General features: G+C 68.2%; 20 protein-coding genes. 4 read left to right on the plus strand and 16 right to left on the minus strand.

All coding sequences use genetic code 11. From position 1 onward, the window contains the following. Positions 1–16 precede the first annotated feature (16 nt). Entirely contained in the window at positions 17–1,273 is a 1,257-nt protein-coding gene (locus tag E2C05_RS01455; protein WP_133217821.1) for a cation:proton antiporter, read from the minus strand. A gap of 294 nt (positions 1,274–1,567) precedes the next feature. Between E2C05_RS01455 and E2C05_RS01460 the strand changes: the two genes are divergently transcribed. Further along, positions 1,568–2,287, plus strand: coding sequence for a response regulator transcription factor (locus tag E2C05_RS01460; protein ID WP_133217822.1), 720 nt, complete (start codon positions 1,568–1,570; stop codon positions 2,285–2,287). A 233-nt stretch (positions 2,288–2,520) separates the two neighbouring features. Here the strand turns inward: E2C05_RS01460 and E2C05_RS01465 are convergent, their stop codons facing one another. The 5 genes from E2C05_RS01465 to E2C05_RS01485 all read right to left on the minus strand — a co-directional run bounded on the left by E2C05_RS01465 (position 2,521) and on the right by E2C05_RS01485 (position 8,575). Continuing rightward, positions 2,521–2,805, minus strand: coding sequence for a hypothetical protein (locus E2C05_RS01465; protein ID WP_133217823.1), 285 nt, complete (start codon positions 2,803–2,805; stop codon positions 2,521–2,523). A gap of 651 nt (positions 2,806–3,456) precedes the next feature. Continuing rightward, positions 3,457–4,725, minus strand: a complete 1,269-nt coding sequence (locus tag E2C05_RS01470; RefSeq protein ID WP_133217824.1) for a sensor histidine kinase — start codon at positions 4,723–4,725, stop codon at positions 3,457–3,459. Positions 4,726–4,838: 113 nt separating this feature from the next. After that, positions 4,839–5,681 carry an IS5 family transposase gene (locus E2C05_RS01475; RefSeq protein WP_133217825.1) on the minus strand — a complete coding sequence of 281 codons (843 nt, stop codon included), beginning with the start codon at positions 5,679–5,681 and terminating at the stop codon, positions 4,839–4,841. A 1,173-nt stretch (positions 5,682–6,854) separates the two neighbouring features. Beyond that, the gene (locus E2C05_RS01480) at positions 6,855–7,682 is read right to left on the minus strand and encodes a dienelactone hydrolase family protein (protein WP_133217826.1); all 828 of its coding nucleotides are present in this window, start codon (positions 7,680–7,682) and stop codon (positions 6,855–6,857) included. Positions 7,683–8,314: 632 nt separating this feature from the next. Further along, positions 8,315–8,575: a hypothetical protein gene (locus E2C05_RS01485; RefSeq protein WP_133217827.1), complete on the minus strand. Its 261-nt coding sequence runs from the start codon at positions 8,573–8,575 to the stop codon at positions 8,315–8,317. A gap of 20 nt (positions 8,576–8,595) precedes the next feature. Here E2C05_RS01485 and E2C05_RS01490 point away from each other — a divergent pair, with 20 nt between their 5' ends. From E2C05_RS01490 to E2C05_RS01500, 3 genes are all read left to right on the plus strand, one after another. Next, the gene (locus E2C05_RS01490) at positions 8,596–8,991 is read left to right on the plus strand and encodes a helix-turn-helix domain-containing protein (RefSeq protein ID WP_133217828.1); all 396 of its coding nucleotides are present in this window, start codon (positions 8,596–8,598) and stop codon (positions 8,989–8,991) included. A 236-nt stretch (positions 8,992–9,227) separates the two neighbouring features. Next, positions 9,228–9,521 (plus strand): helix-turn-helix domain-containing protein, encoded by a 294-nt coding sequence (locus tag E2C05_RS01495; protein WP_133217829.1) that lies wholly within the window; start codon positions 9,228–9,230, stop codon positions 9,519–9,521. Between the two features lie 209 nt (positions 9,522–9,730). Next, a complete protein-coding gene (locus E2C05_RS01500) occupies positions 9,731–9,955 on the plus strand; it encodes a hypothetical protein (protein ID WP_133217830.1) in 225 nt (74 codons plus the stop codon). 181 nt (positions 9,956–10,136) lie between these two features. Here E2C05_RS01500 and E2C05_RS01505 read toward each other — a convergent pair whose 3' ends face one another. The 10 genes from E2C05_RS01505 to E2C05_RS01550 are packed head-to-tail and all read right to left on the minus strand — an operon-like array spanning position 10,137 to position 18,146. After that, positions 10,137–10,583, minus strand: a complete 447-nt coding sequence (locus E2C05_RS01505; protein ID WP_133217831.1) for a hypothetical protein — start codon at positions 10,581–10,583, stop codon at positions 10,137–10,139. After that, entirely contained in the window at positions 10,583–12,217 is a 1,635-nt protein-coding gene (locus E2C05_RS01510; RefSeq protein ID WP_133217832.1) for a hypothetical protein, read from the minus strand. The genes E2C05_RS01505 and E2C05_RS01510 overlap by 1 nt, the downstream gene beginning before the upstream one ends. An 8-nt stretch (positions 12,218–12,225) precedes the next feature. Beyond that, positions 12,226–12,825: a hypothetical protein gene (locus tag E2C05_RS01515; protein ID WP_133217833.1), complete on the minus strand. Its 600-nt coding sequence runs from the start codon at positions 12,823–12,825 to the stop codon at positions 12,226–12,228. Next, on the minus strand, positions 12,822–13,625 hold the full coding sequence (locus tag E2C05_RS32715; protein WP_158291872.1) for a hypothetical protein: 804 nt from the start codon (positions 13,623–13,625) through the stop codon (positions 12,822–12,824). Before E2C05_RS32715 ends, E2C05_RS01515 begins: the two co-directional genes overlap by 4 nt. A gap of 12 nt (positions 13,626–13,637) precedes the next feature. Further along, a complete protein-coding gene (locus E2C05_RS01525) occupies positions 13,638–13,967 on the minus strand; it encodes a hypothetical protein (protein ID WP_133217834.1) in 330 nt (109 codons plus the stop codon). Positions 13,968–13,970: 3 nt separating this feature from the next. Continuing rightward, a complete protein-coding gene (locus E2C05_RS01530; protein ID WP_133217835.1) occupies positions 13,971–14,405 on the minus strand; it encodes a hypothetical protein in 435 nt (144 codons plus the stop codon). A 17-nt stretch (positions 14,406–14,422) separates the two neighbouring features. Then, positions 14,423–15,019 (minus strand): hypothetical protein, encoded by a 597-nt coding sequence (locus E2C05_RS01535; RefSeq protein ID WP_133217836.1) that lies wholly within the window; start codon positions 15,017–15,019, stop codon positions 14,423–14,425. 21 nt (positions 15,020–15,040) lie between these two features. Further along, a complete protein-coding gene (locus E2C05_RS01540) occupies positions 15,041–15,622 on the minus strand; it encodes a hypothetical protein (protein WP_133217837.1) in 582 nt (193 codons plus the stop codon). Then, positions 15,619–15,858 carry a hypothetical protein gene (locus E2C05_RS01545; RefSeq protein ID WP_133217838.1) on the minus strand — a complete coding sequence of 80 codons (240 nt, stop codon included), beginning with the start codon at positions 15,856–15,858 and terminating at the stop codon, positions 15,619–15,621. Before E2C05_RS01545 ends, E2C05_RS01540 begins: the two co-directional genes overlap by 4 nt. Further along, a complete protein-coding gene (locus tag E2C05_RS01550) occupies positions 15,858–18,146 on the minus strand; it encodes a phage tail protein (RefSeq protein WP_133217839.1) in 2,289 nt (762 codons plus the stop codon). Before E2C05_RS01550 ends, E2C05_RS01545 begins: the two co-directional genes overlap by 1 nt. Between the last annotated feature and the right edge of the window lie 53 nt (positions 18,147–18,199).

The raw sequence follows: 18,199 nt of genomic DNA on the forward strand, positions 1-18,199 counted from the left end.
GGGGCAACGAGGCGGCTCACCTGCTGCCGAGGGGCAGGACGCCCTGCGGCCGCCGGCGTTCGTCCAGCAACCGCATCGCCGGGGTCACCGTCACGCCATGCAGCGCGATGGAGACCAGGACGGTGAGGCCGAGGACGGACCAGAGCTGGGCGTCCTCCTCGAAGGGCGCGTGGTTCATCGCATAGGCCAGGTAGTAGAAGCTGCCGATGCCACGGATGCCGAAGAAGCTGATGGCCGACCGCTCCTCCCAGCAGGAGGGAAGCGCGCCGGCGAGGGAGAGGCCGCCGGCCACCGGCCGCACGAGGAAGAGCGTGAGCAGCGCGAGCGCCGTTCCCCGCCAATCCAGCGCATCCAGCAGCCCGCCGGCCAGGGCGCCGCCGAACAGCACCAATATCAGCATCATCAGCAGCCGCTCGGTCTGCTCGGCGAAGTCATGCAGCCGGTCGTGATAGGCGTGGTTGCGTTCGGCGGCGCGCATGGCAGCCGCGGCCACGAAGACCGCGACGAAGCCGTAGCCATGCACCAGTTCGGCGATGCCATAGGCCAGGAAGGTCACGCCCAGCGCCACGAAGCCGTCGCCGGTGCGGGACAGACGGGCGCGGTTGGGCATGTGGAAGCTGACCCAGCCCAGCGCCACCCCGACCGCGAGGCCGACGCCGATGCCGGCGCCGAGCTTCCAGACCAGGTCCCGCGCCAGCCATTCCCAGACCCATCCGCCCGGCAGGGCATCGTTCAGGGACAGGTCGATGGCGAGCAGGACGAAGGGGAAGGCGAGGCCATCATTCAGCCCGGCCTCGGCGGTCAGGGTGAAGCGGACCTCGTCCTCCTCGCCCGATCCGGGCGGGCCGACCTGGATGTCCGAGGCCAGGACCGGGTCGGTTGGCGCCAAAGCGGCGCCCAGCAGCAGGGCGGCGGCGGCGCCGAGGCCGAGCAGCCAGTGGCCGAGCAGGGCAATGGCGGCGATGGACAGCGGCATGGCGATGCCCAGCAACCGCCAGGTCAGCGCCCAACGGCGCCAGCCGAAGGGCCGGTCCAGCTTCAGCCCGGCGCCGGTCAGGGCGACGATCACCACCAGTTCCGTCAGCCGCTCGGTCACCGCGGGATAGGCCAGCGGGCTGGGGGTGTCGCCGCCGGACAGGGTGAAGGCGACATAGCCGAAGGCGACGCAGAACATGGGCAGGGAGAGCGGCAATTCCTTCAGCGCCATCGGCAGCCAGGCCACAAGGAGGATCAGCGCGCCCGTCCCGGCGAGGAGGGCGATGTAGGGGTCCATGCAGCTGCTGATCCTTGGCGGCCGGGCGGGAACGCGACAGGTCCGAATAGGATGCGGCGGTGGAATGCCATGCGATCGCCTTCTCCCCGCCGCACCGCATCCGCACTGCATGAGTTAACAAGGTCCCAACCTGGCAGCAGATGTGTGCTGACGCACAGCATCGTGTATATCGGCATGCCAGTATTCGTTGGTGCGGTGCGGGAGGAATCCCGTATTAAATCTTCAGGGTTGAGCGTCCGGGGCGGATTTCATCGCCGGAGCGACAGACCTGATTGTGTTCGCGAGGAGATTTCGATGACGCTGGCGCGACCGATTTTGATCGTTGAGGACGATGCCGAGCTAGCCGCGACCCTGGCGGAGCAGGTTGCGATGGACGGCGAGTTCTCGGCCGAAACGGCGGCGAGCGCTGCCGAGGCCGTTGCGCGGCTGGCCGATGCCGACACGCGCTTCGACGCCGTCATCCTGGATATCGGCCTGCCGGACGGCGACGGGCGCGAATTGTGCGCGGCGCTGCGGCGCGACGGCAAGCGGATGCCGATCATCATGCTGACCGGCCGCGATGCCGAGGGCGACGTGGTTCGTGGCCTGGAGTCGGGCGCCAACGACTATGTCGCCAAGCCCTTCCGGCTATCCGAACTGCTGGCGCGGCTGCGGGCGCAGTTGCGGGTGTTCGACAATTCCGAGGACGCAACCTTCGCCATCGGCCAGTACCAGTTCCGTCCCAGCGCCCGCCTGCTGCTGGACCCGGCCAAGAACCGCAAGGTGCGGCTGACCGACAAGGAATGCCGGATCCTGAAGTTCCTGCTGCGCGCCAACTCCGCGCCGGTGAACCGGGCGACCCTGCTGGCCGAGGTTTGGGGCTTCAACAGCGGTGTTACAACCCACACGCTGGAGACGCATGTCTACCGGCTGCGGCAGAAGATGGAGTCCGACCCGGCCAACCCGAAACTGCTGCTGACGGATCGTGGCGCCTACCGGCTGGAGCCGCGGATGCCGGAGCGGCTGGCGGCCTGAAGACGACCGCCGGGCGCGGAATGGCGCCCGGCGCCACCGGGGTTCCGTCCCGCGGCGAGGCCGGATCCCGCGTGGATCCGGTGCATCCATGGCTCAGGCCCTTGTACCCTCGCGGATCCCGTCCGCGGATTGCCGAGGGCCGGTTCGCGCCAAGCAAGGCGTGGAACCGGGCTGGCTGCGGCGGTGGGCAAGGCTGGACAAGCCGGCATGTGCCGACGCGCTGCGGTTACCAGTCAGCGAGCCGGGCTATTTCCCGACACGCGATGCTGCTGCGGCAGACGCGGTTGCCGCATAATCGGTGTCGCCTGATGTGTGGTGCCCTGGGCATCGAGGCAGCGCCGTGCCGAGATCCTGCGGCCTGTGCTGATGTCAGCTCCGGCCGCCCATCCCTGCGCGCATCCTGGCCCGGGCACCAAGCCGTCAGCCCTCACCCTTTTCGGGTCTTTGCCGCTGGTCAGCATGATGGCCGGGGGGCGAGCGATATTGCCGCTGTCGATGCGGCCGAACAGTCGCTCCATGCCGGTTATACTTTCACGCCGCGCGATGATGCATCCGCACCTTGTCCGCCCACTTGGTCGCTTACCGGGCGGATCGCGTCCAGAACCGGACGCCGCTTTGCTTGAGCCTGTGGCTCCGTGGGTCGCTCCGAACTCCGCGGCCCGTCCTGATCCAGCTTTCGGCCCGGACAATCGATCGTGCCCATGGTCAATCCCTGGGCCTGGGTCCCGTCCGCATCTGCCCGATCTCGGCAGGCCGATCGCCAGAAAGCGCTTGGGACGGCGGCCAGGGAGCGGCCGGTGCCTGGCGGTCGCGCGCGGTGTGCCAGTCCTGGCCTGCGACCGCGTGGCCGGCAACAGCACAGGTAAATGGTGTCCCCGGCGGGATTCGAACCCACGGCCCCCAGATTAGGAATTGTCGGACAATCATTGAAATTTCAGGGGGTCTGTTGCGCAACAAGGTACTCGATCGGAAACCGTAGCGGTCCGCTTCCGGGTCAAACGGCAACAAGCGCCAGACGTCACACATGACGGCGATCGACACCCGTGCAGCGGTTTTGTAAAGCGCGGGAGAGCCCTGATTCCGTTCGATTACTTCAAACAATTCACACCTGAACGGTGCGGGAACAAAAGCCCTGAGTTTGAAGTTTTCTGCGGAGGCTTGGATCGCCCCTAAAGCACATCGGCCGCATGGACTGCAGGCCGAGGCACGAAGCGGATGGCCGCGTGCAGACCTTCCAGCCTGAACTCAAGGGTCACCTTTGCCCCGGGGCCAAGGTCATGAGCCAACGCACGCTCCAATAGGCGAGTCCCGAAGCCGCGCTTTTCCGGCGGCTTCAGAACGGAAGGGCCACCTACCTCACGCCATTCCACAATAGCCGCTAGTGTGCCGGGATCGGTGTTGAAGCTGACCTGGACGTGTCCGCCAGGCACGGAGAGAGCGCCGTATTTCCCAGCATTTACCGCCAATTCGTGCAGCCCCATGATGAGCGCTTGGACCTGACCCGGTGCCAGGTGTGGCATTGGCGTGTTGGTCGCAGCGTGAAACGCAATGCGCGAGTTGCTGTCCCGTTCGCTTTCGCCAATCCATACTGCAAGACCTGCGCGAACCACAGCATCGAGCGGTGCGCCTTCCCAAGCCGAGGCTGTTAGCAGGTCATGAGCACGAGCAAGTGATTGCAGCCGCCCCGTGAACGCTGCAATGAACCGCCTGAGATCGTTGTCTGGGCAACCTCGGGCGGTCTGCATCGCTAGCGACTGCACCGTGGCCAAAGCATTCTTAGCACGATGATTAAGTTCCGCCACCACCAGTTGCATTCGCCGCTCGCTGTCGAGGAGAGAGGCGGTAGCGGCTCGGCGCTGATGGGCCTCATCGAGCAACGCTTCCGCGAGCCTGTCTGCCTCTGGCAGGCTGTGTGGGGGCATAGCGATGGCGGGATCGGCCGTATCAGGTCTGGCGGCAAACCGAAGAAGCTCAGTGATCGGTCGCAGAACGCTGAGCGAAATGCGTCGTGCCAAAAATACGCCAATGGCAAGCATAGCCAACTCGACTGCGAAGAGGAGGCCGGCTGTTTTGACCGCCGGAGCGGTGAGAGACGATTCAGGCACCGCAACTCCGACGCCCCAACCATAAGGCTCCGGTAAGCGGACAAACGCGGTCAGTACCCGTACCCCATCCGGACTGATTGCGTTGAAGATGCCCTCCACAGCTCCGTTTTTCCAGTGCTCAAGTACGTCTGAGGTAATAGTTTGGCCGACAAAGCGATCAGGGTCAGGAACTCGTGCTATACGCACTCCAGCGCGATCGAAAATTGCAGTGATCCATTCAGGACCAGGTTGCTGACGTCGGATCAAAGCATCGAATGCGTCGAGCGGGGGGTTAATTGACAGCACTGAGGAGGCCGAAGCATCTGAATGCGGTACCGGCACGTCGATTGCCACGACTTGGCGACACACAACGAGACCAAAATAAACGTCAGAAGCCGCCGGTTTTCCCGTAGCGATGACCCGCAAATGGTTGTCTAGGAATGCACGCTTACTGCCCGTTTTCGAAGTCACGGCGCTGGCAGCCGGCGGCGGTTGGGATGTGCGAGACGGTGGAGCATGAGGCGGATGGCGGCCAAGGTGACCATCGCCTCGGAAACCTCGGGCAGGCCCTCGTAGTCGCGGGAGAGGCGGCGCCAGCGGCCGAACCAGCCGAGCGTTCTTTCGACGACCCAGCGCCGCGGCTGCACGACGAAGCCCCTTGTGCCGGCGGGGCGGCGGACGATGATCAGCGCTAGGCCGGCCAGGAAGCAGGCGAGCAGGGCGGCGAGCCGGTTGTAGATGCTGTCGGCGAAGATGACGCGCAGCCAGGCATAGAGCGGCGTCACGCGCTTCAGCAGGTCGCCGAGGCCGTCGGCGTCCTGGATGTCGGCTGCATGCACGACGACGCCGAGCAGCAGCCCGTCCACATCCACCGCCACGTGACGCTTGCGCCCCTTCAGGCGCTTGGCACCATCCCAGCCGCGCGGGCCGCCCGCCTCCGTGGTCTTGACGCTCTGGGTGTCGACCACCGCTGCCGTGGGGCTGGCTTCCCGGCCTCCGCCCTCGCGCAGCATGACCATGAGGTGGTGGCGGATGGTCTCCCACACGCCATCCCGCAGGAACGCGCGCAGGTAGCCATAGACCGTCTGCCATGGTGGGAACGCCGGTGGTGGCGGCAGATGCCGCCACTGGCACCCGGTGCGGACCAGGTAGAACAACCCGTCCAGCAGGTTGCGGGGATCCGTCGAGCGTGGCCGCCCGCCGGGCTTGGCGGGTGGGATCAGAGGCTCGAGCAGCCGGAACTGCTCATCGGTCATCGCCTGGCCGGACCCGAAATCCCCAACCAAAGCGCGATCAGCCAGCGTCCACATGGCGGCATCCCAGTCGGAAACCGCCCGCAACGCCGCGCAAGGCGACAGGATCAGGCCGTCAGGCCAGGACCATCAGACCTTCCAAAACGGGTTCTTAGGAAGCGCAGCGCCACGAGGTGCAGCTGTGTTCATAAGCTGCTGACCATCACGCTCTAAAAGTAGAACGTTGGCTCCAGGTATTCGATTTGAAACTAGTTGTTCTGCCTGAGCGCGAAAAAGATCAAGGTCATTGTCCACCAAAGCACGGGACGTGGCCAACACCTCAAGGGCGATTGCCAAGCCCCGCAGATCTCCTTCCAGCGCAAGCGCAAGTCCACGTGCAACATTCAAGGCCTCTGAGATCGCTCTCTCTCGGGCATTGCGATATCCTGAGTGGACGACAGCAAGGTTAACTATGAGTGGAGGCAGAGCCACCGCAACGACAAGCAGTATTAGGCGCGACCGCAGCGTAAACCGCAGACGTCCGCATCCGTATAGTTGCCGCTTCGCTGGGCTTATCATCGTCACTGCCACGCGCACATCCACTTTTGAAAAAATGCGAGCTGCATTTTGACCCCGCGCACGCGGAATTTATAACTCTCGATTGATACATCAAAAAGAAAATACGACTTTGCAATCTAGCGCCATGGCCACATAAAATCGCGAGCAACAGGCTCTCGCTTCGGCCTTTGGACGGCCGTAAGCGTCACTTGGCAAGAAAGCCTGTCTCGTCCTCGTAAGCCGCATCGCGGCTCGGCATCCAGTCCTTTGTCCCAGCCGTGCGGCCACAGCCGAAGCCCATCTATCTCCCCTAGCGACAGCCGGATCTCGGTCGACCCTTGGATCAGGATCACCCGTCATCGCTGGGCAGGCTTGCGATGACCTCATAGCCGGCATTGTTGCACAGCAGATTGACGCGGAGCTTGCCGGGTCCCAGGCGGCTGGCTTGGAAGCGTCGATTTAAAAGGCACGCAGGAACATGCAGCAGGCCCACGCCCCATAGAGGCTAAAGCCGCCCGGCCTTTCGACCGAGCGGCTTCACAGACCATCGTCCCCTACGGCCGGCCCGACCGGACCAGAGAAGATCAGCGTATACGGTCGCGACTGGCTGCTTCAAGCGATAGGCGCCGCCGGCGGTGCGAACGGGCGCACCCCCTACCGCCGTTCCGCACGCCTCGCCTTCGGGCGCGTATGTCAGGGCCGACCGAGCGTTGCCACCACCAGAGCTAGCACTTGGTCGGCCGCCATCGTCGTCACCCCTGGATCGGGCTGGACCCAGGACCGGCGCCCCGTGGCTGCCGGATGCGGCAGCAGCGCCCTGCCGCCGGGCCGCACCAGGGCATAGGCGTCCCAGGCAAAGGTAGCACCGGCCAGAACGCGTTGCCTTACGTGATCCTGCACCGGGAAGGCGCTTGTTACTGTGGCGCAGGCGCCGGGATCGTTTCCCGTGTCCTCGTCGCCGTGCAGCAGCAGGATGCGCGGCGCCTGCGCTACAGACCGCGCTGCAGCGGCCAATGCCGCATCGCAGCCGGGATAAAGCAGTGCCACCCCGGCGACCGGCACATCCGGCACCTTGGCCAAGCCGAACACCGCCGCCCTTGCGCCCTGCCCCAGTCCGACAACCGCTATGCGCCACAGGTCGAGCCGCGGCTCTGCCGCGATGGCGGCCAGGACGAGCGGCAGATGGTCAGGCAGGGCGACGCTTGCTTCGTGCCCCTCCTCCGGGTCATTGCCGCCGAAGCTTGCCTCCAGTACCGCGTACCCGTTCTCGACCAACCGTTGGGCATAGATGCCGGTTCGCGGGCCTGCGCCATCGGTATCCGGCAAGATGACGACGACTGGTGCCGGGCGGTCCGGCCGGCCGGCGGCCGGCATGGTCAGCAGTCCGGCATCATGGCTGCCTAATGCAACCAGGGAAACCAAGTCCTCCAGTCGTGGGGCCCCTGCCGTCGCAGGGTTGGCCAGCAACAACGGCGAAGCGAGGGCTAGGGATTGACTTGCCATCCGGAACCATGCGCGCATCGCCTGCCTCATTGCTGCAACCTGGGTTGCTGCATCATGGCAAAAGTTGCCCCTTCGTGCCTATGTCCGAAAGCACAAGTCGGGTGGTTGGCCGCGCGTCGGCCGGCTGGAAACGCGCGCATGGCTCACATGCCCACTTGGCATGCCCATTCGTCTCCCAACGCTATGCTTGAGCCATTCATGGCGACTCTTTGGGCAGATGGCGGCTTCAAGTAGCAGGACGACGCCGATTCAGCCGGAGCAGCGGGTAGGGGATAGTCGGTGTGAAGGGCATCCGGCTATCGCGTGACAGCGCCCAAGACGCGCTAACCACCTGTTCAGCTCGACGCTGTAGATCGCCTTGGCGCCCAAACTCGACATCGGGGCGCCACACGGGGGCGGCGGGTGCCATGAGCGGCGGTGCCCGCCGCCTCTCGCCCGCGGCGATAAAAGAAAGCCGCCCGGCCTTGCGACCGAGCGGCTCCTGAGGCTTTCGCCCTCGCCACGCCTGCGATCAGCGGGGGCTGACCGTAGGAAGGACACGATACCCGACGCGCTCTGGCCGGTTCAAGCGATCGGCGCCGCCGGCGGTGCGAGCCGGCTCGCCCACTCAAGCCGGCCTGCGCTGAAGACATGCAGCCGCAGCGACTAGGTCATTGCCCGGTGCTGGTCGTGTCGTGCATCGCCACCTCCATCGCTGTGCCGCCAAACCCCGACGGCGGGGGATCAGTGTTATCCATTGGATTATTGACACTTGCCGGCTGGTTGCCATCGCCGCCGTCCCGCAGGACCGCCACCCTGGCGTCACCGCCATGCAGGGCGCGCCGGCGGGCCGGCTTCGGGTGCAGCAGGGCGACTGGCAGGCCGCGTTCCGCATCGAAGGCGATGACGTCCTGGTCGACGTCATCGGCCACCGCAGGGAGGTCTACGACTGATGGGCCGCATCATGCCGCTGGCGGAGACGCCGGACACCGTCACCCTGTCCCGCGCCGACTTCGAGGCTCTGCTGAGTGCCCGCGAGGACGCGGCCGACAACGCCGCGGTGGACGCCCAGGAAGCCCGCGAGGCCAGCGAGGGCGCCGCCGCTGCGCGCGCAGACTACCTGCCGGCAGAGCTGGTTGACCGCCTGCTGGCCGGCGAGCATCCGATTCGGGTCTGGCGCACCCACCGCGGTCTGTCGCTGCGGGGGCTGGCCGAGCTGGGCGACATGCCGCCGAGCTATCTCAGCAACATCGAGACTGGCCGGAAGCCCGGCAGCCTAGCCGCCATGCTGCGGCTGGCGCGCGCCCTCCGCTTGTCGGTCGAGGACCTGGTGCCGGCCAGCGAGTAGCGGCTGGGACTGACCTGACGGAGAGCGCATGCCCTACGCCTACCCTGCCGAGGTCGAAGAGGCGGCCGACGGTGTGACCGTAACCTTCCCCGAACGTGCCCGGCGCCATCGGTTGCGGGCTAGACCGAGCTCAGGCCCTGGCAAGCGGCGCTGATGCCCTGGCGAGCATCCTGGCCGCCATAGCGGACGACGGAGAGGCCGCGCCGGAACCCTCAGCGGCGGAAGGCCGGCCTCTTGTGGCGGTCTCCTTGCGCGGCGCCGCGGTGGTGCTGCGCGATGTCTCCGGTGGCGCCATGGAGACGTTGAGCGAGGCCGAGCTGGACGCTTACCTAGCCGCGGCGACTCCTCTCGCCTTCTGGCGCCGGCATCGCGGCCTGACGCAGGCTGCGCTGGCGACGGCGGGCGGCATCTCGCAGCCCTACCTGGCGCAGATCGAAGCCGGCAGCCGAACCGGCGATGTGCGGCTGCTAGCGCGGCTGGCGAAAGCCCTCCGCATCCGGATCGAGGACCTGGTGCAAGACGACGAGTAGGCGCCGGGCGCCTATTCCACCCACGCTTCCAGCACCCGCGCCTCGGGCCCGGCGCCGTCATCCGCCTGCCGCCGCGGCATCACCCCCAGGGCGGCGGCGCCCACGTCGAAGCGCCGCGCGGCTGGGAACGTGAACCGTCTTACCGAAATCGTAACTCGGGCCGGTCGATAGTGGGGTGAGCGCGGCATCCCGGCGCATCGGAGAAAGCGATGGCGAGTGCACTCCCTGCCAGCAACACGGCCGATGTCATGGAGGAATTCGACATCGCACTACAGGAAGAGCTTGGCGGGGTGCAGGACGACCAAGCCTATCTGTTGGCGCTGCTGAAAGAGCTAGCGGTGCTCTCGGAATTCTTTGATCGGCTCGAGGCCGAGGATCTGATCCTCCTTGCCCGCGCGAGGATCGACCAGCAGCTGACAGCGACCCTAAACTGATCGCGCGAAACCGACGCCGAGGTAACGCCCGATTCATCCGGTCGCAGTAGGGTGTTCGAGCACCAGGCGGGAGCACCCTGGGGCACTGTAACCCGGCGGCGGCAGGTGATTCTTCCCGGGGTCACCTGCCGCTTTCGCCCGCGCAGACCATTCTCAGCACCACTGGGAAGCCGGCGCGGCCTCAATCCACCCGCGCCTCGAGCACCCGCGCCTCTGCTCCCCCGCCATCATCGGCCTGCCGCCGCGGCACCGGGGCGCCAGGCGGCAGCATCAGGCGCAGGATGGTCTTGATCTCGGCCACGTCGGTCCGCAGCCCGTCGACCAGGCCGCGCAGATCCCGCAGCTGCCCGGTGTGGTCGGCATCGTTGGCCGCCCGTCGCTCCTCCACCGCCTGATGCTCCCGCCGGGCCATGGCCACGGCATTGGCCAGGTCGCGCGCCGCGTCGCGCCGGGCGGCTTCGATGTTCGCCGCGGTCTCGGCCCGGTGCTGGTCCAAGTCGCGGCGAAGGTCCCGCGCGTTCAGCCAGGTTGCGCCGGCGGCGCCGGCGATGGCGCTGATGAGGGTGACGGCCAGGGGCGTGGCGATCGCCACCAGGCGGTCGCGGACGGCGATCGGGGCCGGGGGCATCAGCTGGTGCTCCACCGGACGGTGCCGTCTGCCGCAAGCCAGAGCTGCCCGTACTGCACCCCGCCGGCCGAGGCCGCGGCCTGGTTGGCGAAGGGGCCGGGGTGGAACTGGTTTTTCTGGTAGAGCAGGTCCGGCGTGTTGAAGTCGAACTGCACATAGGTCCGCAGGTTCGGCGCCGGCCGGGTGGTGCCGTTGCCGTAGCCGGTCGCCGTGATGCGGGAGGCGCCGCCGTCGCCGGCGAAGTCCACCGCGCCCCGGCCCCAGCCGCCGATGATCAGGCCCGGCATCATCACCGCGCCGACCGGCGAGCCAGCAGTGCCCAGGCGGATGCCCCACATGTCCGCGGCCGTCGTGTTGATGATGCGCGTGCCGCCGCTGATCGAGGCCGCGGAACCCAGCACCTCCACTGCCCACTTCCCCGGACTGCCCGTGGCGGCGAAGAACAGCCCGTCGATCTGGTCGCCGGCGCCCATCTTCAGCAGCGCGCGGCTGCCTTCGCAGACCAGGTTGCGGGTCAGGGAGTTGCCGGCCGAGGTGAAGCCATAGCTGGCCTTGTTCGTGCTGAAGGAGGTGTGCCAGGTGTGGCAGTCCACCCAGGTCGCCGTGTCGCCCGCGCGGATCTGCTCCCAGCCCGCCTCGGCTTCCTGCGAAGAGTCCACCGGGACGATCTTCTCGATGAAGCTGTCGTGCGGGCCCTGGAACCAGAAGCCGCAGCGCGGCGCGAAGAAGCCGCCGACGTCGCGGATCTGGGCCGCCATCTCCAGCTCCCCGAACCGGCCCCAGGCGGTGCGCAGGCCGTGCCCCACCACGTTCTGGTAGCGGTAGCCGTCGATCAGGAAGCGGTAGCCGTAGACCTGGACCGGGCAGGCGAAGTCCCGCTGCCCGGAGGCGACCGACTGCTGCGCGGCATTGCCGTCGAAGGTCAGTTTGATCAGGCCGAAGTCGTGCGGCGCCAAGCCGGAGAAATCGTCGGTCCCGACCAGGCTGGCGAAATTGCTGTTGCCGAAGATCACCCCGCCGCCGCCGGCCACCGCCTTCAGCGTCACGGCGCCCAGCGTCTGGGCCCGCAGGAAGACGCCATTCAGCGGGTCGAGACGCGAGGTGGTGATGACGCCCGGCGGCAGGTCGATCACGCCGCCGCCGGCCTGCTGGACCTGCAGCATCAAGGCGCGCAGCGCCGCACCCTGGTCGGTTTCGGTGTCCGGCGTCACGCCGAAGAAGGCCGCCGGCCAGCCGCCGGCCTCCGCCATCTTCTGGAAGAGGGCCGAATCCTTCGGGAGCGCGGCGGCATCCCAGGCGGTCACCCATCGGTCGAACACGTCCGGGGTCGGGGTCACCGTGCCGCCGGCCGCCGCCTCGGCAACCGGCACGGCGAGGAACCGCTGCGCGGTGACGGAAGGGACCGGGCCGGTCCAGGACCAGGTCACCGCCCAGGCGCCCGCCAGGGTGACCGGCAGGTCGACGTAATAGGACCCGGCAGACTCCCGGACCACGGCATAGCCGCCCAGCGCCGGCCCGCTGGGCGGGCGGGCCTGGACGGACAGCCCGGTGGGGTCCGTGGCCGCCCCGGCCTCATCCGCGAAGGTCATGCGTAGGCGCGCCGTCTCGCCGACGTAATAGCGTTCGAGGGACATGCGGGGCCTCAGTGTCGGGTGAAGCTGGAGGTGCCGGCGATGGGGCGGGACAGCGCGCCATCGGCGGCGACCGGGCGGGCCAGGCTGCCCTCGGCGATGGCGGTGCTGAGGACGGTGTAGGCGACGCCCGCGCCGAAGAGCGGCAGGAAGCCGGCGCCGCTGGCCGTGCGGCTGACGGGCGCGCTGCCGTTGGTGGCCGTGCCCGCACCGAAGAGCGGCAGGAGGCCGCCGCCGGTCGCCCGCACCGCCACCGCCGCGCCGCCGGCCCCGAACAGGGGCACCAGGCCGGCGCCCGCGGCCGCGGCGCGCACCGCCACCGTGCCGGCCCCGAACAAGCCCAGCAGGCCGGCGCCGCTGGCAGTGGCGATGGTGCCGACCACCGCGGTGCCGGTGCCGCCCAGCGGCAGGAAGCCCGCGCCGGTGGCGCGCACCGCTACCGTGGCCGTGCCAGCTCCGGTCAGCCCCAGGAGGCCGGCCCCGGTGGCCGCGGCCCGAACCGCCGCGGCGCCAGCGCCGAACAGCGGCAGGACACCGGCGCCGGTTAAGGTGGCGCTCGCTGGCCCGGCATCCTGCGGGACCAGCGCCGCCTGGTAGCGGAGCCAGCTCACGGGATCAGGCCGTAGGCGGCAAGCCCGAAGGTATCAACGGCCGCCGCTTGGCACTGCACCTTGAAGGACAGGCGTGTGCTGGGCGGCAGCATGGCCGGGAACGGGCCCCAGACGCCGGGCGTGATGTCGGTGGTGTTCTGCGCACCCTGGAGGATCAGGCGGCTGACCTCAGATCCAGACGCGCCGCTGGCGACCTCCGCCAGCCAGCGGGAGGTAGTGCGCGCGTTGTCGCCGCCGGTGCTGACCGCGAAGTAGAGCGCCGCGACCGGCTCGGCCAACGGTGTGGCTGAGAACTCCTGCCAGGTGGCCGTCTGCGTGGTGCCGTTCTGGGTGACCGTCGGCGCCTCGGTCGCGGAAAATGTCGTCAGGCTGCGCAGCGCCCGGAAGCCGGGGAAGCCCGGGAAATCCTGGGCATAGCCGGTCAGGAGTACCCGCAGCGCATGCGATCCGGTCGCCGCCTGGCACCGCGCCTTGACTGCGGCCCCCGATGGGATGGCAATCGGCAACCACAGGTTCTGCACAGATCGGCTGGCGCCGCTGGAGGTGGCGTCAATCAGCCAATCCTCGACAATGACTTGGTCCGAGCCGCCGGTGTTGATGGCAACATCAACGCGGTACTTGCCGCTGTTGGCCGGCAGCATCTGCAGCACGAAGCCGCTGTAGGAGAGGCCGGCCGTGCCGAGTGTGGCGTAGCTGCCCTTTGCATTTGCCGCTGCGCTGGCAGTGACGGTGACGCCTTCGCCCGTGCCGGCGCCAAGCGTCTCCATCCGGCTGGCGGCCGGCATCGACCAGTTGGACATGCCCGGAGGCTCCTACAGGCTGCTGACGGCCCAGGGGAATGCGCGCATGGTCCCGGCGGCCTGCGTCAAGGTGAACCGGAGATAGTGCGCGGTGGGGATGGCCGGGCTGTGCTTCAGCGGCGCGGCCTGGGTATGCGCGAAGCTGGAGACATACAGCAGCCGCTCGGTGTCGGCGGACCGCGCCTTCCCGTAGACGCGCAGGAAGACCACGTCGCCGTCCACCAGGTTCGCGGCGTCCACCGCGAGCTGGTAGACGCCAGCGGTGGTGACTGTAGCCAGGTCGGTCTCGGTGCCGGCCGAAGCCGGCGTGACGGACCCGCTACTTGCGACGGAGACCGCCATGGGTCAGAGCGCCGCGATCGCGTTGGCGATCTGCTGCGTGATCTCGCTGTAGCGCGCATCCGAGATCACCTGGCGGTCGGTCATCAGCGCCAGCAGGTTGGAGGAGTTGGGATCGTCCAGCGCAAGGGAGTCGGACAGGTCGATCAGCCGGATCCAGTCCTTCACCCGCGGGTCGGTCTCGGCCTGGGCCAGGAAGGCGATGCGCTCGTCCTGGGTCAGGATCTGCCAGAAGGCCACCACCGGGATCTTCTTGGGCGGCGGCGGCGGCACGAAGCGCAGCAGGACGGGGTCCCAGACGCCGCCGGCCTCGCTGTCCGGGCGGATGGCGACAGCCGCGCCCAGCACGTCCAGCGTGCCCTGCCGCGCCACGGCGTTCTGGTCGCGCGTGGTGGAGAGCAGCGCGCCGGTGGCGATCTTGTAGACGCAATAGATGGGCATGTCGGTCTCTCCCTGGATCAGGCGCCGCCGGCGGCGAGGGTGAAGGAGGTGGCGGTCACCTGCTGGCCCGCGGCGATGCTGGCGTTGTCGATCGCCAGGTCCGGGCTGAAGGTGATGCTGGCGCCGCTGGACACGCCGGCGGAGCTGGCCTGGGACATGGTGACCGTCGTGCTGGTCAGCGCGATGACGTAGGTGTTGGCCGGCACGCCGGTGCCGGTGACCAGCATCCCGACCGCGGCGCCGGTGGTGCTGGCGAAGGTCAGGACGGCGCCGGCGGCCGCGGTGGCGCCGCTGGTGGTCAGCGCCACCGTCTGGCCGCAGACGCCCTGGAAATGCGTGGTGCCGGCCTGCTTGATGCGGAAATGGCCCGCGGTGCCGGTGGCGTCGGCCGAGGGGTCCTGCCAGGTGCCCAGCAGCGCCTTGCTGCCGGCCGAGGCCGCCGCCAGCCAGTCCGACGGCAGGGTCATCGTCGCCAGCACGGTGCCGGTATCGGCCGCGGCGGTGTTGGCCGGCGGGCCGCCGCTGCGGATTTCCAGCGTCGGCGCCGTGCCGGCAGCCGTCTCCATCGCATCCAGCGCCGCGTTCCGCACGGCGGGGGAGAACTGCATCACCATGTCGGGGTCCTTCAGGTGTGGTCAGGGAACCGGCCAGGTCACGGCAGCGGCGGTGCGCACGGCCTCGGCGGTGGTGGCGGCGGCGATCGCCAGCTTGGCGCCGCGGCGGAGCCGTTCGATCTCGGACCCGGCGGCGATCCAGGCATCCGCCTGGGCCAGGGTGAGGGTGGCGACCTCGGCCAGGGTGACGGCCAGCCCGACCGAGGCCTGGGCCGCCTGCTCCGCGGCCAGGAAGGGATAGTCCGCCGTGGTGCCGGGCGGGGTGAAGCGCCGCGCCTCGGCTTCCTTCTGCTGGTAGGTCAGCGCCTGGCCGGCGCCGGGGGTGATGAACCGCTGCCGTGCCGCCTCGGCCGCCGCGTCCACCGCGGCCAGCGCATCCGCCTGCAGCGCCGCCAGGGGCGGTGCGGGCGGCTGATGCACCAGGTCGCCATTCACCAGGCGCCAGCCGGTCAGGGAGGCACGCAGGGCCTCGAGCTCGGCGGCGGAGATCTCCATGGCCATCTGGCCGCCACTGGCCTGGAAGGGCAGGTCATCCGGCGCGCAGGCGCCGGCCGCGACCACCGCGCCATTGGCGGCGATGACGGCGAAGGGGATGCCGGTCATCGGTAGAGGCTTTGCACGGTGAGGTCGGCGCGGCCGAAATAGTCGGCGAAAAGCCAATCCGGCGCCGAAGAGCCGAGGACCAGCCAAAGCTCGTACCGCCAAGTGCCATTTCCGGGTGCGTCATCGATGATCTTGATGTCGCGGACCCAAGCCACGAAGAACCACTCGGACGTGGTGGTGTTCTGCCGCATCAGGGCGAGGCCCTGCGACGTCGTGAAGAAGGACGGGATCGCCATTACTCGGAGCCTCCCGATCCACTGCCGGAGCCGGTGCTGCCATTGAGGTACGGGGCGCGGGCGAAGATGATCGCCCGGCCGTCGCCGTTCAGGGTGATGGTCAGCCCACCCAAGCTGCCAAACGCGTAGCCGCTGCCTGGCCGCGTCAAGCTGATGCCGGCGGTCAGGGCGACATTGCCCGAACCCGTAATGGCGTTGCTGGCGATGTCGTTCGTCGCGTTCCGCGGCACGGTCGCCGGACCGATGAAGGCGAACCCGCTGGTATTGCCGCTGCGGTCCACCGACCGGATGGCGAAGTACCGCACATCGGCCGGGTTGTAGCCGCTGAGGGTGATGAAGTTCGTCCGGCTGCGGGCGACCTGGTAATAGCCGCTGGTCGTCGGGCTCTCCCAGACCTCGACATTGTCCAGGTCCGCGTCGGCCGCATTGGTCCAGCGGATGACGAAGCCCTTCGGCACGGCCGTGACGGTCGCGCCAGTCGGCGCGCCTGGCGCCGTGGTGTCGGGCGCGCCGGTGGCGGTGGCGGTGCCGGTCCAGGGGCTGCTGGCGAGCTGGGCGATGGCCCGCACCCGCACATCGTAGCCGACGCCCGAGAGGACCGGCGCGATGACGAAGCGGGTCGACGGATCCGCGACCTGCACCGTCGCCCATGGCGTGCTGCCGGTGACGCGCCAGTTGACCTCGTAGGCGGTGACGAAGGGGTGCGCCGCGGCGGTCCAGGACACCGCCAGCGCCGGCACCGTGCCGCCATCGCCCTGCAGCGCGGTGGTGGCGGCGATGGTCAGGCCGGTGGGGGCAGGGATGGTCAGCGGGTCGACCAGCGTGGTGGTCGGCACGTTCGGCACGCCGGCGGCGACGTCATAGGTCCAGGCGTAGGCGGCGACCTGTTCCTCCTGGAAGGTCGCGTTGACGGTGCCCTGGGCCGGATCGAAGGACCAGGCGACGACCCGGAACGGCTTCGCCGACCAGCCGAAGTCCGGCAGCGTCAGCGCCACGGTGTCCCACACCTTCAGCGTCAGCCCGGCATAGCGAAGCGGCGCCTTTACCACCAAGGGCGCGCGCATGCGCTTCAGGGTCTGCAGCGCGAGGCGGCGGGCGTGGTCCTGGTTGATGACGAAGCGGTACTCCACCTCCCGCCAGATGTCCTCGCCATCCGCGGCCCGGGCGGTGCTGTCCTGGATGTTCAGGAATTCCGCTGCCTGCCAGTATTTCTGCGGCTCGACATAGGTGCCCTTGATGCCGTTGAAGAGCTCGGCCCGGGTCGGCTTGGTCTGTACCTCGATCGTGCCGGCGAAGTCGCTGGCCGTGAGGGTGGCGGAGGGCGAGACATAGGCCCCGGCGAAGAGCTGGTAGGCGCCAGCGACGTAGGTCAGCGCGCCGGCGCCGGCCGTCAGCATCTGCTCCATGATGTCGATCGGCTTCTCGTCCAGCGTGAAGCTGCCATTCAGCCTGTAGCGCGGCTGGGTCAGCGTGCCGGACAGGTTCAGCGGGACCGCTTCATCGCTGATGTTGGCCGCGGCGATGATGGTGGCGTCGTCATACTCGCCGCTGGCGCAGGCCAGGCCATCACTGCTGGTCAGGTAGTCCCGGATGCACAGCGCCCAGTTGTCGGTCCAGTAGGTGCTGCTGCTGCGCGGGTCGAACACCTTCTTGCCGCGGATGGTGAAGCTGACATTCGGGATGCCGTTCTGGAACAGATCCTTGTCGAAGGTCAGGTTGACGATGGCATAGGCGCAGCCCTGCAGCTTGTGCGCGCTGGACCAGCCATCGGGGCTGGCGGAGATCAGGCCGGCATCGGCGACCGTCTGGGTGCCGTCATAGAGGCCGAGGACGAACTTGCCCGTCTTGCTGCCGCCGAACCGGCCGCCCGACATGGTGCCGCCGCTGTAGATGCTGCCGTCCAGCAGGGAGAAGGATTCATCGTTGATGTGGATCGCCTCGAAGGCGTCGATCGGGTGCGCCGTCAGGGCGATGACCAGCCAGAGCTTCTCCTGATAGACGCCGCCGGAGAACGCATAGACGATGCTGCCGCTGATCTTCGCGCGGCCATAGACCACCCGGCGTGGCGACACAGGCGACCGGATCAGCTGCTTACTGTCCTGGGCGTTCTGCTGGACCGATTTTTGGCTGCCCTGGAAAAGCATGCCGAGGCCGACCGAGATGACGGCACCAAGCACGGCGCCAGCGATAATGGCACCCTGCACCCCAAGGATGGCGATGACGGCGGGCGCAGTCGCCACGATGGCGGAGGCCGCAGCGGCGACCACGGCGATGGCAATGGGCGGCATGAGAACTCCGTTGCGCGGGCGTGGCGACCGGCGATAGGCTGCTTGTCCTCTCG

Source organism: Paracraurococcus ruber, assembly GCF_004353985.1.
Lineage (GTDB): Bacteria > Pseudomonadota > Alphaproteobacteria > Acetobacterales > Acetobacteraceae > Paracraurococcus > Paracraurococcus ruber.

Bases quoted from the DNA above. Each gene is read 5' to 3' on its own strand.
- E2C05_RS01455 (WP_133217821.1), bottom strand. From the start codon at position 1,273: ATGGACCCCTACATCGCCCTCCTCGCCGGGACGGGCGCGCTGATCCTC.
- E2C05_RS01460 (WP_133217822.1), top strand. From the start codon at position 1,568: ATGACGCTGGCGCGACCGATTTTGATCGTTGAGGACGATGCCGAGCTA.
- E2C05_RS01465 (WP_133217823.1), bottom strand. From the start codon at position 2,805: ATGGAGCGACTGTTCGGCCGCATCGACAGCGGCAATATCGCTCGCCCC.
- E2C05_RS01475 (WP_133217825.1), bottom strand. From the start codon at position 5,681: ATGTGGACGCTGGCTGATCGCGCTTTGGTTGGGGATTTCGGGTCCGGC.
- E2C05_RS01480 (WP_133217826.1), bottom strand. From the start codon at position 7,682: ATGCGCGCATGGTTCCGGATGGCAAGTCAATCCCTAGCCCTCGCTTCG.
- E2C05_RS01490 (WP_133217828.1), top strand. From the start codon at position 8,596: ATGGGCCGCATCATGCCGCTGGCGGAGACGCCGGACACCGTCACCCTG.
- E2C05_RS01500 (WP_133217830.1), top strand. From the start codon at position 9,731: ATGGCGAGTGCACTCCCTGCCAGCAACACGGCCGATGTCATGGAGGAA.
- E2C05_RS01505 (WP_133217831.1), bottom strand. From the start codon at position 10,583: ATGCCCCCGGCCCCGATCGCCGTCCGCGACCGCCTGGTGGCGATCGCC.
- E2C05_RS01510 (WP_133217832.1), bottom strand. From the start codon at position 12,217: ATGTCCCTCGAACGCTATTACGTCGGCGAGACGGCGCGCCTACGCATG.
- E2C05_RS32715 (WP_158291872.1), bottom strand. From the start codon at position 13,625: ATGTCCAACTGGTCGATGCCGGCCGCCAGCCGGATGGAGACGCTTGGC.
- E2C05_RS01525 (WP_133217834.1), bottom strand. From the start codon at position 13,967: ATGGCGGTCTCCGTCGCAAGTAGCGGGTCCGTCACGCCGGCTTCGGCC.
- E2C05_RS01530 (WP_133217835.1), bottom strand. From the start codon at position 14,405: ATGCCCATCTATTGCGTCTACAAGATCGCCACCGGCGCGCTGCTCTCC.
- E2C05_RS01535 (WP_133217836.1), bottom strand. From the start codon at position 15,019: ATGGTGATGCAGTTCTCCCCCGCCGTGCGGAACGCGGCGCTGGATGCG.
- E2C05_RS01540 (WP_133217837.1), bottom strand. From the start codon at position 15,622: ATGACCGGCATCCCCTTCGCCGTCATCGCCGCCAATGGCGCGGTGGTC.
- E2C05_RS01545 (WP_133217838.1), bottom strand. From the start codon at position 15,858: ATGGCGATCCCGTCCTTCTTCACGACGTCGCAGGGCCTCGCCCTGATG.
- E2C05_RS01550 (WP_133217839.1), bottom strand. From the start codon at position 18,146: ATGCCGCCCATTGCCATCGCCGTGGTCGCCGCTGCGGCCTCCGCCATC.